This window comes from Neobacillus vireti, assembly GCF_001026695.1.
Taxonomy (GTDB): Bacteria; Bacillota; Bacilli; order Bacillales; family Cytobacillaceae; genus Neobacillus; species Neobacillus vireti.
This window is the reverse complement of sequence record NZ_LDNB01000014.1, coordinates 172868-189070: the sequence shown is the minus strand read 5'-3', so window position 1 is coordinate 189070 and position 16203 is coordinate 172868. Positions and strand designations below refer to the sequence as shown.

General features: G+C 41.5%; 13 protein-coding genes. 1 reads left to right on the top strand and 12 read right to left on the bottom strand.

What is annotated here, in order from left to right; genetic code table 11:
• Positions 1 to 13 precede the first annotated feature (13 nt).
• Positions 14 to 883: a GGDEF domain-containing protein gene (locus tag AA980_RS18320; protein WP_082195765.1), complete on the bottom strand. Its 870-nt coding sequence runs from the start codon at positions 881 to 883 to the stop codon at positions 14 to 16.
• A gap of 274 nt (positions 884 to 1157) precedes the next feature.
• Here AA980_RS18320 and AA980_RS18315 point away from each other — a divergent pair, with 274 nt between their 5' ends.
• Entirely contained in the window at positions 1158 to 2318 is a 1161-nt protein-coding gene (locus AA980_RS18315; RefSeq protein ID WP_024027001.1) for a M20 metallopeptidase family protein, read from the top strand.
• 75 nt (positions 2319 to 2393) lie between these two features.
• Here AA980_RS18315 and AA980_RS18310 read toward each other — a convergent pair whose 3' ends face one another.
• The 11 genes from AA980_RS18310 to AA980_RS18260 form a co-directional block, all read right to left on the bottom strand.
• Complete coding sequence (locus tag AA980_RS18310) at positions 2394 to 2891, bottom strand: PTS sugar transporter subunit IIA (RefSeq protein ID WP_024027002.1); 498 nt, start codon at positions 2889 to 2891, stop codon at positions 2394 to 2396.
• Between the two features lie 145 nt (positions 2892 to 3036).
• Positions 3037 to 3840, bottom strand: coding sequence for a MurR/RpiR family transcriptional regulator (locus AA980_RS18305; protein ID WP_024027003.1), 804 nt, complete (start codon positions 3838 to 3840; stop codon positions 3037 to 3039).
• Between the two features lie 14 nt (positions 3841 to 3854).
• The gene (locus AA980_RS18300) at positions 3855 to 4535 is read right to left on the bottom strand and encodes an N-acetylmannosamine-6-phosphate 2-epimerase (protein ID WP_024027004.1); all 681 of its coding nucleotides are present in this window, start codon (positions 4533 to 4535) and stop codon (positions 3855 to 3857) included.
• A gap of 1 nt (position 4536) precedes the next feature.
• A complete protein-coding gene (ptsG, locus tag AA980_RS18295) occupies positions 4537 to 6072 on the bottom strand; it encodes a glucose-specific PTS transporter subunit IIBC (RefSeq protein WP_024027005.1) in 1536 nt (511 codons plus the stop codon).
• 181 nt (positions 6073 to 6253) lie between these two features.
• Complete coding sequence (locus AA980_RS18290; RefSeq protein ID WP_024027006.1) at positions 6254 to 6904, bottom strand: amino acid ABC transporter permease; 651 nt, start codon at positions 6902 to 6904, stop codon at positions 6254 to 6256.
• A 12-nt stretch (positions 6905 to 6916) separates the two neighbouring features.
• Positions 6917 to 7570, bottom strand: coding sequence for an amino acid ABC transporter permease (locus AA980_RS18285; protein WP_024027007.1), 654 nt, complete (start codon positions 7568 to 7570; stop codon positions 6917 to 6919).
• Positions 7571 to 7642: 72 nt separating this feature from the next.
• Entirely contained in the window at positions 7643 to 8458 is an 816-nt protein-coding gene (locus AA980_RS18280; RefSeq protein ID WP_024027008.1) for a transporter substrate-binding domain-containing protein, read from the bottom strand.
• Positions 8459 to 8475: 17 nt separating this feature from the next.
• Positions 8476 to 9204, bottom strand: coding sequence for an amino acid ABC transporter ATP-binding protein (locus AA980_RS18275; protein WP_024027009.1), 729 nt, complete (start codon positions 9202 to 9204; stop codon positions 8476 to 8478).
• A 289-nt stretch (positions 9205 to 9493) separates the two neighbouring features.
• Entirely contained in the window at positions 9494 to 10126 is a 633-nt protein-coding gene (locus AA980_RS18270; RefSeq protein ID WP_024027010.1) for an FMN-dependent NADH-azoreductase, read from the bottom strand.
• A 370-nt stretch (positions 10127 to 10496) separates the two neighbouring features.
• Entirely contained in the window at positions 10497 to 11696 is a 1200-nt protein-coding gene (locus tag AA980_RS18265; protein WP_024027011.1) for an ROK family transcriptional regulator, read from the bottom strand.
• A gap of 232 nt (positions 11697 to 11928) precedes the next feature.
• On the bottom strand, positions 11929 to 16164 hold the full coding sequence (locus tag AA980_RS18260; RefSeq protein ID WP_024027012.1) for a GH92 family glycosyl hydrolase: 4236 nt from the start codon (positions 16162 to 16164) through the stop codon (positions 11929 to 11931).
• Positions 16165 to 16203 lie beyond the last annotated feature (39 nt).

The window sequence follows — 16203 nt, the reverse complement described above, 5'->3', positions numbered from 1 at the left end:
AACGAGAGGTGTGTCAGGCTCCGACCGCATTTTTTCCCGTTGATTTAATATGATACATGGCGGTATCCGCACTTTTTAATAGGGATGAGGGGGTATCGCCATGTTTAGATATGGCAATGCCAATGCTGGCCGAAATCCTCAAATCATGTACTTTCAGTTGTAACTTCTTCAAGATTTCCTGCGCTATTTCGGTTGATCTTTCTTTGCCTGCCCCCACGAACATGACAACAAACTCATCGCCCCCAAGGCGGCTTACAAACATAGAATCATGACAATGACAGCACAAGTTTAACTGATTAGCTACTTCTTTTAATATGTGATCGCCCTCTTCGTGACCATAGGTATCATTCACTTTTTTAAATCCGTCTAAATCAACAAACAACAGGCAAACAAATTGTTCGCCCTGTAAAGCTTCAGATAATCTTTCCATGAAATAATGGCGGTTTGGGAGACTTGTGAGAGAATCATACAAGGCTAAATGCTTTAATTTTTGATTCAAACTTTGTAGCTGCATTTGTTTTTCGGTTAGTTTTTCCGACAATAGTCCAACACCAATCGCGCACAAAAAAGTAACGATGGCCACACCCACATGGAGTGATAATTCTTGGTTGATTAATTCCGCCATCCGCAAATATTTTTCATAAATGAACCAAAGAAGATGATAGATATTAACCGTCAATGCTGCAAAGAATCCACCGGCAAATCCTAAATAATAGGAAAAAATAAAGCAAGGAATCAGCAATAAAAACCAAACCATATCATCAATATAAAACATATCCAATCTAGCTAAAAAGCCTGGAAGGACCGTTAATACTATGCACAGCCCTAAGATCATTTTAGGCATTCTTTGAAACGATTCCCACTTAACACTTAACGACATCATGTTCTTACCCCTTCGATTCCTGTATTATCTTTGATATTATCACATTTTGTCGAAAATTGGAGTATAAACAAATGAATGACAATAATTACAGAACTATCAATAAATGTGATTAATCAAAAAATTCCGTTGCCCTATTTACAGATCGATTCGTTCAACTGGCGGCTGACACTTCTTACTAGTTGCTTTCTAGTTGCATTATCACTGAATATAAATTACAATTAATGTATAAAAATTCACACCCATTTTAGAAAAATAACCATCTGGAGGGTCAATCATGATACAGACAAAATTAATAGATTCAGACCTCGTCGCTTGGACCATTCAGCAGCGCCGGCATTTTCATATGCACCCTGAGCTATCAGGACAAGAATTTAAGACAGCTGCTTATGTTAAAGAGAAGTTAACTGGATTTGGTATTCCGATAGATTCACGGTTTTCAGCACCAAATGTGGTTGCCTTTTTTAAAGGATCGGAAGGAAACAAAACCATTGCGCTTAGAGCCGATATGGATGCCCTTCCGCTTCATGAAGAAGGCGACAACAAGCCGTATATTTCAACCGTACCCGGCGTTATGCACGGCTGCGGCCATGATGGACATACCGCAACCCTGCTTGCGGCTGCCAAATGGATGAGTGAAAATCCTCATCTCGTAAAAAACAACATTGTCTTGATTTTTCAAAGCTCTGAGGAAGCCTCGCCAAGCGGAGCCCAACAGCTTGTTAAAGAGGGGGTATTGGATGGAGTCGATGCCATCTATGGCATTCACTATCTTTCCGGTATGCCTCTTGGAAAAATTGGCTTTGCCACCGGATATGCCATGGCCTCGAGCGATGATTTTGACATTACGATCGAAGGAACAGGCGGTCACGGCGGCTATCCACATCAAACAGTGGACCCAATCTACATCGCCACCCACCTTATTCAGGCGTTTCAATCTGTTGTCAGCAGAAGTTTGAACCCGCTGCATGCAGGCGTGATTTCGTTTGGCGGGATGCAGGCAGGCAATTCCTATAATGTCATTCCCGAAAAAGTTACACTGCAAGGCACGATTCGGGCCATGTCGTTTGATGGAGCAGAGTTGATGCACAAAAAAACGGCTCAATTAACGGAATCGCTATGCGCAAGCTTCGGCGCAAAAGGCCACTACCACTTTATCGAAGGAACACCGCCATTATACAATCACCCGGAGGCATGTGCAGTGGCCAAAGACATCATTGTAAAATCCTTTGGCGAAGATGTCTTTCTGGAAAAGGATCCAGTAATGGGCGCTGAGGATTTCTCCTATTATTTAAAGGAAAAAACCGGAGCTTTCATCAATGTTGGCATGCAAAGCGAGAAAAGCCAATACCCGCACCACCATCCCAAATTCGACATCGACGAAGCCGCCATCCCAGCGGGAATCGAACTAATGATCCAATTAGCATTGAACGCCTAAATTCACTATGAATATAGTACAAAGGGTGTCAGGCACCATGTGAAAATTTCACATGGTGCCTGACACCCTTAAAATTTATTTGAGTTCCATGTTCATGATTTCTGTTTTTCCGCTTATTACTTCAGAGATGTCTCCGTGGTGCAGTTCCTTCAAAATCTCAGAATTGGTTATCACTACTGGGGTAATGATATTGGTTGCCTTTTCTTTGATTAACTCAATGGAGAAGCTGATGAGCTTTGTTCCGGCTGCTACTTTGTCACCAATCTCAACAAATGCTTCAAATCCTTCGCCTTGCATATTCACCGTATCAAGTCCAATATGAATGAGGATTTCCAGCCCCTGCTTTGTTTTAAGTCCGATGGCGTGCTTAGTTGGAAAAATGGAGATAACTTCACCATCAACAGGCGCAACGACCATCCCTTCTGACGGTACAATGGCAATCCCATCCCCTAACATTTTTTCCGCAAACGTTGGATCTGGCACTTCTTCAATCGGGACGAGCCGTCCTGTTACAGGAGCTAAAATAGTTTCTTGTTTTTTCGTTGAAGTTAAACCAAATAACTTTTTAAACATCATGCTAATCTCCTTTTGGATTGTATTGTTAACTTGGAGGATTCCTTGTAGAAAAGGGATACCGCTGCTTCAAACGGTATCCTGCCTATTCAGTAATTTGAAATTGCTAACTCAAAAAATTGTCACATACTGGTGTCAGGCACCATTATTCCGATTTTCCTCTATTTCTTATCGCTTCGACTGTTTGGAGATACATCGCTTCTCGATCTTTTTCTGAAAGGAAGTGCAAACTGATTCTATCAATCAGGTATAGGGTGCTCATATCCAGTCCCGTTAACAAAAAGTTGTTTCTTAGTGGATGCACCGTCCACAAGACCTCATCCGATAATTCTGTCAGCGGGGTTTGCCCAAAGGCGGTAAAGGCAATCAGCTTTGCTCCTTTGTCCTTGCCCATTCCAACGGATTGCAGCAAATCGGGCGTTTGACCTGACCGTGAAAAGGCTAAAATCAAATCTCCCTCTTGCAGCAACGTGCTGCGAATAATCATCAAATGCGGGTCTGTGACTGCTTCCGAAATAAAGCCCATCCGGCTCAGCCGATAATTCAACTCTTGTGCCGCCAAACCTGAACTTCCTAAGCCATAAATGAAAATTCGCTTGGCTTCTTTCAGATAATTCAACACCCTGGAAAAAGGCTCTGGATCCATTAACGACTGGACATCTGCCAGCATATCACGATAAGAAGCGAACAATGTCTGTTCAATTCCTTCCGCTTCCTTAGCTTCAGAACCACCGGCCAGCTTCACCTTCATTTCAACAAAATTTCGGCAAGAGACCTTTTTGGCAAAACGAGTGATCGTGCTGATGGAGACACTTGCAGCATCTGCCAGCTCCTGGATATGGCTGCGGGAGACCTCTTCCGGATTGGCCAGAATATAGTTAGCAATATTTCTTTCTTTATCAGATAAGGATGAGTAAATACTCTGGATCTCATTCAACACCGAAGACATCAATAACACCCTTTTTACTTTGGAATTTGAGCCGCAAAGCGGGCCGTAATTTGCTGCGGACGTGTAATTGCACCGCCGACAACAACGGAATACACCCCGAGTTCAAACGCTCTTTTCAACATTTCAGGGCTCATAATATTTCCTTCCGCTATGACAGGAATGTTCACTTCTTTAAGAACATTTTTTAAAAAAGCAAAATCATTCTCATATAGTTTACTCCCATTTGTTTCTTTTGTATAACCATAAAGGGTTGTACCTACGCAATCAAATCCCAACTTTTCCGCATTGACAGCTTCCTCAATCGATGAGATATCCGCCATTAACTGGACCGCTGGATTTTTTTCACGGGCAAAAGAAACAAGTTCTTCAAGTGATAAACCATTTGGTCTGTTTCTCATCGTTGCGTCCAAGGCAATCATTTCACAGCCGCTTTCAATCAATTCCTCGATTTCCTTCTTCGTAGCGGTAATGAAGACTTCACTATCGTCATAATCCCGTTTCACGATGCCAATCACTGGAAGGGAAACCTCTTCTTTTATTGCCAGTATATCTGCTTTTGAATTCGCTCGGATTCCAACGGCACCACCTTCTTTAGCCGCAAGCGCCATTTTTGACATGATTATTGAGCTATGAAGGGGTTCCTGTTCCAACGCCTGGCAGGAAACAACGAGACCTCGTTTAATGTTTTCTAGCATATTATTCACCCACCAATTCTTCAACTTCATTTTTAATAATGGTGACTTCTGGTCCATAAATGACCTGAACGCCGTTTCCTTTTTTCACGACACCTCGTGCACCTGTCTTTTTCAAAATATCATCACTGACACGTCCCGCATCAGTAACTGTCACACGCAAACGAGTCGCACAGCAGTCAACATTTTGCAGATTTTCTTTTCCGCCAAGTCCTTCGACAATTGCTTGAGCCCGTTCACTTTTAGTTGTGACATTCACAACTGTTTCGCCTGCTTCTTCTCGTCCTGGTGTTTTGAAATTAAATTTCTTAATCATGAACTTGAATGAGAAATAGTAGACGAAGAACCATGGAATACCAATGACCGGAACCATGAGCCAGTTTGTTTTTGCCGTGCCTTGTAAAACACCGAATAAAATGAAATCAATAAATCCGCCTGAGAAAGTTTGCCCAATTGTAATTTGGAAAATATGAGCGAGCATAAATGCCATACCATCCAAGAACGCATGCAAAACATAAAGTGCGGGAGCAATAAACAAGAATGAAAATTCAATTGGTTCTGTGATTCCTGTTAGGAAAGAAGTAAGTGCGGCTGAAGCGAGTAAGCCGGCAACTTTCTTTTTGTTTTCCGGTTTTGCCGTATGGTACATCGCCAAGCAGGCACCAACTAAACCAAACATCATCGTAATAAAACGCCCGGACATGAACCGTGCAGTACCAATATAGAACTTATGTGTCTCAGGATCCGCCAGCTGGGCGAAGAAGATCCGCTGTGTTCCTTCGACAAGCTTGCCGTCGACTGTTAACGCGCCGCCAAGGCTGGTTGTCCAAAATGGCATATAGAAAATATGGTGCAGACCGAATGGTCCAAGCATCCGCAGAACAAATCCATAAATGAACGTGCCAATGTAACCTGTTGCCTCAACAAGGCCGCCCATTTGAAAAATTCCCTTTTGAATAAATGGCCAAACAAAGAAAACTGCTACACCTAGAAAGATGGCCGCGAACGAAGCAATAATCGGCACAAAGCGCGAACCGCTGAAAAAGCCAAGGAACTGTGGAAGCTGCTTTTTGTTATAGCGATTATGCAGCCATGATGTCAAGATCCCGACAACCACACCACCGAAAACACCTGTTTCAAGTGTCTGAATGCCAAGCGTCATTCCTTGGCCAACCGCTGCAGGGTTTTCTACATTCATTTTGCCTGTAATCGTTAACAAAGATGATATCGTTGCATTCATCACGAGGAATGCTAACACACCTGCAAGACCTGCTGTTCCTTTATCTGTTTTCGCCAGTCCAACAGAAATACCAATGGCAAACAGCAATGCCAGGTTGGCAAACACCACCGAGCCGGCGCTAGACATAATGGTAAATATATTTTGCAACCAAGAAATATCTAAAAACGGATAGGCTTTAACCGTGTTTGGGTTGGACAATGCTCCACCGATTCCGAGCAACAAACCCGCTGCCGGAAGCACTGCGATTGGAAGCATGAATGACTTACCAAATTGTTGCGCTTTCTCGAAGAAACTATTCATCAAACTAACCTCCAAAATGAAAATTATTTTCATGTGTTAGTATAGAATATTTATTTATAAAAATCAAGAAAGGGTTTTCAAATTTAGCTACTATTCCATAGGTAAGTTTTGGAAAAGGTAGAAGCATGGGGACGGTTCTTAATTGAAGAAAAAAGAAGCAGGAGAACCGTCCCCTTGCTTCCTATGCTTGCCTGTTTTCTAGCCTGCGTGCGATTAATGATAAACAATAGTTGACGATAAAGTACATGAATACAACGACAGCAAAGATTGGAAAAATGTAATTTATGTTTTGGGCATAGATGATTTGGGCATTGTGCATGAATTCCGGTAAAGCAATCACTACGCACAATGAAGTGTCCTTCAATAACGAGATAAATTGGCTGACAATCGGAGGTACCATTCGCCGAAGTGCTTGTGGCATGACAACCGTCCATAATGTTTGGATATACGTTAACCCTGAAGAACGGGCTGCTTCTTTTTGTCCTTTATCGATGGAATTCAAGCCGCTTCTTACAATCTCAGCGAGCATCGCCGATTCAAACACAGTCAATGCCGCTATCGCCGCAGTCGAGGGGCTTAGCTTTAGTCCCACTTCTGGCAGGGCAAAATAGGTAAAGAAAATGATGAGCAACAGCGGCAGATTCCGAATCGTTTCAACAATCACTGCCACGACCTTCGATAGGAACGGAATTTTCGCATAACGTAACGTCCCAAATACGACTCCAATAATAAAGCTTAATATAATAGAAATAAAGGCAATATAAAGCGTCACCTTAAACCCAGCAGCGAGGAATTTTAAATGATCGAATGAGAGAGCTCCTGCAATATCCATAATTCCCCCTCCTTAATTGCTTCTAGCCAAGCGTCTTTCCAAATAACCAACGCCTAGACTTAATGGTATTGTTAGAACAAGATAAAACATCGCTACAAAAATATATACAGGAAATGTAACGAAGGTACGGGAGGAAACAAGGTCACCGAAGTACATTAAATCTAAACCAGCGATCATTCCCAAAATAGCTGAGTTTTTTACAAGATTAATAAACTGGTTGCCAATTGGTGGAATGACTATTTTAATAGCTTGCGGCAAAATAATGGTCCTCATCGTCTGCAAATAAGTGAGACCTGATGATCTTGCTGCCTCCATTTGCCCTTTCGGTACAGATTGTATTCCAGCACGAATCGCTTCCGCAATAAATGAAGCCGTATAAATGGCAAGGGCGATCGTACCTGCCACAAATGCGGGTAACGTAACACCGATTGCAGGAAGACCGTAATAAAAGAAGAAGGCTATGACGAGAAGAGGAATATTTCTGATAAACTCAACATATGCGCTGCCAATCCAATTTAAAGGTTTAATAGGCGCGATTCTCATAACTGCTACTATCACGCCAATAATAAAGCTTCCAAGCAAGGCAATGATACTAGCCAGCACGGTATTTTTAAATCCTTCTAAATATGTATCCAAGTTATTGAGCAGTATTGAAAAATCAAGCAAAAAGATCTCCCTCCTTTTTTTAAGAAGTGGCAAGGAATGAGCATGGTCTGCTCATCCCGATATCAGTAGCTGTTAGTTGGATCTAATCCATTTTTTGTGAATTTCATCGTACTTTCCGTTCTCTTTCATCTTTTTCAAAGCGCTATTAATCGCGTCGACTAATTCTTCATTTCCTTTTTTAACCGCAATTCCGTAAGGTTCATCTGTAAAAGTACCACCGACGAGCTCATAGTTTGAATCTTGGTCAACCATTCCATAAAGAATGGAATCATCTGTCGTTAAGGCATCGCCCTTGCCAGCTTTCAATGCTGTAAAGGCTTCGGTATAGTTTTCAAATTCTAATACAGTAGTGTCTGGAGCTTTTTGACTGATATTTATCGCCGATGTTGAGCCTTTAACCGCAAGAACCTTCGTACCCTTTTTCAAATCTTCAAGTCCTTTGATTGGGCTTCCCTTTTTGACAAGCAGTGATTGTCCGGCATCAAAGTAAACATCTGAGAAATCAGCTTCTTTTTTACGTTCTTCTGAAATCGTCATCGTTGCGACGATTGCATCAATATCGCCATTGTTTAACATTGGGATACGGGTTTTGGATGTAACCTCTTTAAACTCAACCTTTTTCGCGTCCCCAACAAGGTCCTTTGCCAGCTCTTTTGAAATATCAATATCAAAACCTTCTACTTCACCGGTAGATGGGTTTTTAAGTCCAAATAATCTTGTATCATACTTTACACCGATGACAATTTTGTCTTTTGATTTAATTTGCTCCAAAGCATTTTTTGCTGAACCTGACGTTTCTTTATCTCCCCCTTTGCCACACGCTGAAAGCAGCATGGAAGCCGATAATAAGAGAACTCCCGCAATCTTACTAGTTTTACTCTTAAACATAGTAATCCCCCTAGTTTTTAATGATTTAAGATACGGCTGAGAAATAGGCGCGCTCTTTCTTCTTTTGGATTCGCGTAAAAATCAGCCGGTTTTCCCTGTTCAAGAATTTGCCCTTGATCCATGAATATGATGCGATCAGCAACTTCTCTCGCAAATCCCATTTCATGGGTAACGACAACCATCGTCATCCCTTCTTTCGCCAATGCTTTCATAACATCCAGCACTTCACCAATCATTTCCGGATCTAGAGCAGAAGTAGGCTCATCAAACAGGATGATTTCCGGTTTCATCGCAAGACCTCTTGCAATCGCAACTCTTTGCTGCTGGCCCCCTGACAACTGAGCTGGATAGGAGTTTGCCTTTTCTGGTATTCCTACTTTTTCAAGATAGGATCTGGCTACTTTCTCCGCTTCCTCTTTCGATTGTTTTAATACCTTTATGGGTGCCGTCGTAATGTTTTCAAGAACGGTCTTATGTGGATATAAGTGAAAATGCTGAAATACCATTCCAATATTTCGCCTTAACTGATTGATATCCGTCTTTTTATCATTCACTTTCAAATCGTTAACGGTTAATTCTCCGTCCGTGATTGTTTCGAGCCGGTTAATACAGCGAAGCAGCGTGCTTTTCCCTGATCCAGAAGGTCCGATGACAACGACTACCTCCCCTTTATTAATTTCTAGATTAATATTTTTGAGAACATGAAAGTTCCCGAAATATTTGTTAACAGAATCAAAACGAATCACGCCAATCCTCCTTCCTGTTGTTTTTTTATTATGTATGCGGCCTGTCGAATTGTCTTTTGCCACCAAATTACGACCCTTTTGAATTGAAAAACAATTAACAGGTATATAGACATATACCTTTATTTGCAATTTGGTAAACATCAATTCGGAAATTTTTGAATATTACCGCTAAACTTAATCATTTTTTTGTCGATTGGTCTTCGACAAAATTTTGGACCAAGCGAAAAAAGGGACCAGTTCCCCTCTGCTTAAAAGCAGCGGAGGACTGGCCCCTTTTTATGACTCTTACTTAAACTGCAACTGCGGAAAAGCTTTTTGCAACTTCTGCTACTTTTGCTAAACCATCTGCAATGATGGTTTCAGCTTGTGCTGGCGCTGCAGCATGACCTTCGATAATAACTTCATCAACGATTTCCATCCCGAATACGCCGCCAACAACATTTTTAATGTAGGTTGCAGCCATTTCCATTGGTGCTGCCTCTGGTGTAGAGTAAATACCACCGCGTGCACTTAAAATAACGGCTTTTTTATCAGTCATTAGGCTGACCATTTGGCCATTTTCGTCATATTTAAAGGTAAAACCTGCAGCATATACATAGTCGATGAACGTTTGTAATTTAGCAGGGATTGTTAAGTTCCATAATGGGAATGCAAAAACAACCACATCTGCTGCTGTTAAAGCGTCCATTGCTTTTTGTTTAGCTGCTAAAATCCGTTGTTCAACGTCATTCAACTCTTCACCTGATTGCATTTTACCAAAAGCATTGAATAAATCTTGACCAAAGTAAGGCATGTCTTCCGCAAACACATCGTAAGTTGTTACGTTCACACCTTCTAAGTTCTCCATGAAAGTTTCATACATTTTACTTGATACAGCTTCTGAAGCTGGACGGTTATTTGCTTTTACTACTAAGATGTTCATTATATTAAAATCTCCTTTTGTTTATCTTTGATGTGAATATCTCGAATTAATAATATATTACACAAGAATATTCGTCAACTGAAATACTTATGGGAAGAAAACTAGTATTTGGAATAAACACGTTAATACGGAATATACATGGTATCACTCATTTTTTATAGATAGGGTGATTGTTTTGGAATTAGAAGAAGTGCATTACAATGGGAAGCTTTATACAGTTATTTATAAGTACACCTCCGGGTATTGGGAAATTAGGGAGAATGGCAATAAATTTAACATAGAATTAGTCCATGAATCTGAAGTAGAAACAGTATTGTAAAGGAAAAGATCGCCTGGATGGGCACAAAAATTGGGGCGAGTCTCCTCGTCCCTAGTTTCTAAAAATATCCTCTAATATTAAAGCGGCTGCGCCCATTATGGTTGATTTTTCTTTTAGGCTGCCTGGGATGATGGTTAGGTCTTTTTGAAATACTTCGATGGCGCGACTTCTAGCAATGTTGGCTGATAGTTCGATCATTTTTTCATATTTCTCGGGAAGTTTCCCGCCAATAATAATCAGGTCTGGATTAAAATAATTGATCACATTTGTTAGGCCAATCCCAAGATAGTTCGCTGCTTCTTCGACCACTTCGATGGTAAACCGATCTTTCACTTCTATTGCTTCTAATATGTGAGAAAACGAAATTTGTTCAATAGCGGGATAATGATAACTTGTTTTATTACCTAGTTGTAATCCTTCCTTCACCTTCTTCACGATGGCAAGGCCAGAGGCTTTTAATTCCAAGCACCCGTAATTTCCGCAATTACAGCGAGGCCCAAAGCTATCGATGGTACAGTGGCCGATTTCACCAATCCCAAACCCTTTATTAGTAATCAGCGTTCCATTTAAGATCACGCCGCTGCCAATCCCTTCACCGACAAACAGGTAGACTAGGTTTTCAGCCTCTCTCCCTGCCCCAAACCACTTTTCGCCCAGTGCCGATAGATTGGCGTCTTTTTCAATTTTGATGGGGATCTGAAATTCTTTTTCTAAAATTTTCTTTAAGGGAACTTGTCTCCATAGGGGTAAATTGGGTGGTGAGACGACCTCACCGGTTATCGAGTTAATCGGCCCCGGGATTGAAACCCCAATCCCGACAATTTTTTGATAGTCAATACCTTCCTGCTCAATTAGCTCCATTATTCCTTTTTTGATAATCTCGATGTATTCATCTGGCCCTTTTATGACCGGAGAATCCAGGCATAATTCACTAACCAGTACGGTATTAAAGGTAAATAAACCAAACCTAACCTTTTCATCAACGGTAATATCGATTCCCATTACATACAAGGCTTCCGAATTCAATTCATATAGAATCGGCTTTCTGCCGCCGCTTGACAGTCCCTCGCCGCATTCCTTAATCATGCCGTTCTTGATTAACCCATTGATAATATTTGAAATCGCCGCAAACGTTAATTTTGTCTCATCAGCTAGTTCAGCTTTCGTAATCCGGCCCTTTTTCCGAATAAAATCAAGGACTTTTATTGAATTCATCTTTTTCGTAAGGTTTTGCTCTACATATTCTTTCATACAAAATACCCCGCCTAACAGATTATGTACATGAATTAATTTTATTTAAAAAATCATATGACAAACTATCCGGCACCAATTATCCCAGCGTTTTTACCTAGCATTTTATCTTTCAAACTTCTATGACCGCAAACCTTAGAGATTTTTAAAACCAGAATGCCATAGGAGTAGATGACCCCCTACGACATTCATGGTCAGGTACTGCGATTTTATTTTTTCAAAATCTAATCACTTAATCTCTTGATAGTAATACAATCAGTTGATTCGCATCGGCAGATAGGGCCGCTTTTGCCTTTGGAGAAATTCGGTCCTGTAAACCTTTATTATTAAGGTGCTTCAAGAAATCTTCCAGATGCTTAATTGCCTGATCCTTATGCTCCTTTTTGAAATGATCAAGCGATGTGGTTAAACTGTTGGTCAATTGTACAGCCATTGGACCTGTTAAGTCTTTGGACTGTTTAAATTGTTCCATTAGTTCATTCACGGCCTGATAGCTATTGGTTACATCATCATAGCCTAGGAGCTCAAGCTCTGCTAAAGTGGTAACCTCTGCTCCGCCATTTTCTGTTATTTCGAGCTTATACTGTGAATACTTCCCTGGATGTTGAATCGTAAAGGCCCTTGTATATTGACGCCATTGGAACGTTTCATTTTTTCTTTGATCAAGGACGCTCCAACTCTTCCCATCATTTGAACCTTTTAATACCCAAGATTTTGGATCCTCATTCTGTGATGCTTTTGAAGAAGTCAGCGTATACATTTTTACGTTTTGTTTGCCTTCCTTAAATTGATACACAATCGATGGGGTTTTACTCTTCAAAGATAATTGAGTGTTTGATGTGTTATCAAATAATAATTGTCCATTCCCCTCATCACTTACGGTAACAGCTCCTTTATCCGCTGCAACTAAACGATCTGTTACATCTCGTAATGGCAGTGGAGACAAAGATGTCCCATCAGTAGACCCCGGAGTAATCGATTGCGGGAGATCCTGATCCCCGCTGCCCCATTTAGATGGCTTAGAGCCCATTTCAAAATCAATTACCGCACCATTGGCAATATCTGCATGTAATATCGATGTTTTGGTATATGGCTTTCCATTAATCTTCATACTCTGAACATATTTGTTTTCTTTGCTATTATTTGGAGCGTTAATGACAATTGATTTTCCATTTTCCAGATGGATGGTTGCCTTCTTAAATAACGGCGCGCCAATCGCATATTCAGGTGTACCCATTTTAAGCGGATAGAATCCCATCGCGCTTAAGATATACCAGGCGGACATTTCACCGTTATCTTCATCTCCGGAATAGCCTTGGCCGATTTCACTGCCAATGTAAAGTCGATCAAGGGCTTCGCGGACCTTTTCCTGTGTCTTCCATGGCTGTCCAGCGTAATCATACATGTAGGCGATATGATGGGACGGCTGATTGCTATGGCCATACATCCCCATTCTGACATCTCTTGCTTCTCTCATTTCATGGATTGTCCCGCCATATGAGCCAGGAAACAAGCCTGTTTCTGGTGTACTAAAGAATTGATCAAGCTTAGCAGCCAATTCCTCTTTTCCACCGTAGAGATTTGCCAGCCCCTGTCCGTCTTGCGGTACATGGAACGCCATATTCCAGGCATTTGTTTCTGTGTAATCGTTGCCCCAAGCAGCAGGATTGAAGTTACCCGGAGTTGATCTCCATGCCCCATTTGCTGTTCTGCCATTAAAAAATCCGATGGATGGATTGAACATATGCACATAGTTTTGCGCACGATTTAGGAAGTACTGATAATCAGCCGCATAGTTAGCATAGTAAGGATCCTTCTTGTCGCCCTTTTCATTTAGAGCCTTAGCCAAATTAGCAATCCCGAAGTCGTTAATATAGCCATCCATCGCCCATGCTAACCCTTCACCGGTTCCTGTATTGGTAAATCCATCAAATATCGAGGTTGTTAATCCTTTTCGGCCAGTGCCGGCATTAGGACTGACGGCCTCTGCGTTTCGAATCGCCGATTGGTAAAAGCTCTGAACATCAAAATTCGTAACCCCTTTCAGATAAGCATCCGCAAAGGCTACATCCGAACTCGTACCCGGCATTAAGTTGGCGAATCCTGGTGAAGACCAGCGTGCAATCCAGCCGCCATCCCTGTATTGCTGGACAAATCCATCAATCAATTCACCGGCAATCTTTGGCGTTAATAAAGAATAGGCCGGCCATGCCGTTCTGTACGTGTCCCAGAAGCCGTTATTGACATACGTTTTTCCGTCGACAATTTTCGCGCCGGTTGTGGTAGCTGTATTTTGTCCAGTTGCCGCCGAATACGGACTTGCATATTTATAGACTGGGGCCGTTGTGGTTCCGACATTTTCAAAGGCGGAATTCGGATACAAGAACAGACGGTATAAATTAGAATAAAGCGTCACGAGCTGATCCTCCGAAGCCCCTTCTACTTCGATGATCCCCAACTTTTTATTCCACTCTGTTTTTGCTTTTTCTTTTAGTCCATCAAACGTATCAGTCAAGCCGATTTCCTGTTCAAGGTTTTTCTTTGCTTGCTCCACACTAATTAAGGATGTCGCGATTTTCATGGTGACCACTTTGTCTTCAGCTTTAGTCGTATCAAATCGGACATATCCAGTGACATTGTTTCTGTTTTCACCTGTTAATTTGCCACTTTTTATGACAGGCTTATCAAATGCCGCGTAGACGAACAAGCGCGTTGCTCCAGTAGATAGGCCGCTTTTCACATCAGAATAGCCGGTAATCTCTCCTGTGTTTGCATCAATTGTCAGGCCGCCATTGTTGTCAACATTATCAAAAATGAGGTTAGATGTGGCACCTGTAAAGGTAAACTTAAACATTGCCGCATGGTCTGTTGGAGTCATTTCCGTACGAATCCCATTTTCAAATTTCACACTGTAATAATGAGGCTGAGCAATTTCATTCGCATGGTTAAATTCTAATGCACGTGAAGTACGATTTGCACTTGGTGTAGCTGCCGTCGAAGCAGATGGCATCACTTGGAATGTTTGCCGGTCTCCCATCCATGGGCTTGGTTCATGGCTGACAGAGAAAGCTTGGATTTGCGGAAGATTATTGGCATTGTTGCTTTCATGATATTGATAAATCCAACTAGATCCTGCATTAGTAGTTGGTGTCCAAAAGTTAAATCCATGCGGGACCGCAACGGCAGGGAAGTTATTCCCACGAGAAAATGATCCATTCGATTGTGTCCCGCGAAGAATATTTACATAGTCAATTGGCGAACCGTATGTCTTGTGAACCGGTTTTCCGGTAATTTTGATATCATCAATACTGCCTCTAAACGCTCCAGGTCCTTTTGGATTATCGTAAGCAACGAGAATCCTCTTTATGGTTTTTCCTGCTGCGACGGAACCAATCTTGGCTCTTATCACGTTCCATTGGTTTACATATAAGTATTTTGAATCACCTTGGTCTTTCGGATTAAGTCCTACACCATACTGGTCTACTGCCTTCAGATCATGAAGGTAGGTTCCATCTGAAAAAGCAAGGTCCACAGAGACATATGTGCTTGAATAGTCATTATGATTTTTGTCTGTAAATTCCGGGGCAATAAAATAAGAAAGCTCTGTTTCTGGGGTAACAAGGATGTCAGCATCATAAAGCTTGTTGTAAGAATACGCTCTTCCGTCTAAAAGATGTGTACCCGAATAATTAAGGGCGCCTAATCCAGTCCAGCCCACATTTGTTTTAGCTGTATAGGAGCTAGATGGGCCTTTGCCGATAGCTGACTTCATATCTCCTGGCGGCGGTGGTGGAACTTCAATTCCGTCGGATAAAGCAATTTCCGCTAACTGGGTAATACTGTCACCGGCATTTTTCGTAATGTCAAATTTGTAATACAAGTACTTTGTAGTATTTTTTAAATCATACATATTTCGTTGGAAGCGATCTTTAAAATCTTCCCCTTCTCGTGTATCGACGGCTGTCCAATTAGTTCCGTCTAAGGAACCGTATAATGTCCAGTTTTTTGGATCCCTTCCTTTAGCATCATTAGCAGATGTTAAGGCATATTTGACAACGGCCACTGGTTCTGACAGCTTAAGGACGATGTTTGCAGTTGGTTCAAATGCTAACCATTTTGTTGTCGGGTCCCCGTCGATCAACTTAGAATCGATTTCATTTGGAGGATTGTTTGCACTCGCTGTTACTTGAACAACCTTATCGGTAATATCGCCAAGGATTAAATCCCGCTTAACATTCCCATCAATTCCTGAGCTCATTTTCTTTCCATTTGCATCCGTTTCCACAGTATTGGTCCAATTAAGTTGTGGATCGTTTTTCTCAAACGAGCTAAAGAATTCAGTATTTGCTGATGTTGTAGATGCGGACGATGCCGCCAGTACTGACGGTTTTTGGATTACCGGGACAGCTGCAAGGACTGCAAGGGAAACAATACTAGAAATAATCCTTTTTAATGCTACTTTTTTCATACTTTATCCTCCTTTAAAATCTTTTTAAAGTCAGTTGAA

Bases quoted from the DNA above. Each gene is read 5' to 3' on its own strand.
- AA980_RS18320 (WP_082195765.1), bottom strand. From the start codon at position 883: ATGATGTCGTTAAGTGTTAAGTGGGAATCGTTTCAAAGAATGCCTAAA.
- AA980_RS18315 (WP_024027001.1), top strand. From the start codon at position 1,158: ATGATACAGACAAAATTAATAGATTCAGACCTCGTCGCTTGGACCATT.
- AA980_RS18310 (WP_024027002.1), bottom strand. From the start codon at position 2,891: ATGTTTAAAAAGTTATTTGGTTTAACTTCAACGAAAAAACAAGAAACT.
- AA980_RS18305 (WP_024027003.1), bottom strand. From the start codon at position 3,840: ATGTCTTCGGTGTTGAATGAGATCCAGAGTATTTACTCATCCTTATCT.
- AA980_RS18300 (WP_024027004.1), bottom strand. From the start codon at position 4,535: ATGCTAGAAAACATTAAACGAGGTCTCGTTGTTTCCTGCCAGGCGTTG.
- ptsG (WP_024027005.1), bottom strand. From the start codon at position 6,072: ATGAATAGTTTCTTCGAGAAAGCGCAACAATTTGGTAAGTCATTCATG.
- AA980_RS18290 (WP_024027006.1), bottom strand. From the start codon at position 6,904: ATGGATATTGCAGGAGCTCTCTCATTCGATCATTTAAAATTCCTCGCT.
- AA980_RS18280 (WP_024027008.1), bottom strand. From the start codon at position 8,458: ATGTTTAAGAGTAAAACTAGTAAGATTGCGGGAGTTCTCTTATTATCG.
- AA980_RS18270 (WP_024027010.1), bottom strand. From the start codon at position 10,126: ATGAACATCTTAGTAGTAAAAGCAAATAACCGTCCAGCTTCAGAAGCT.
- AA980_RS18265 (WP_024027011.1), bottom strand. From the start codon at position 11,696: ATGAAAGAATATGTAGAGCAAAACCTTACGAAAAAGATGAATTCAATA.
- AA980_RS18260 (WP_024027012.1), bottom strand. From the start codon at position 16,164: ATGAAAAAAGTAGCATTAAAAAGGATTATTTCTAGTATTGTTTCCCTT.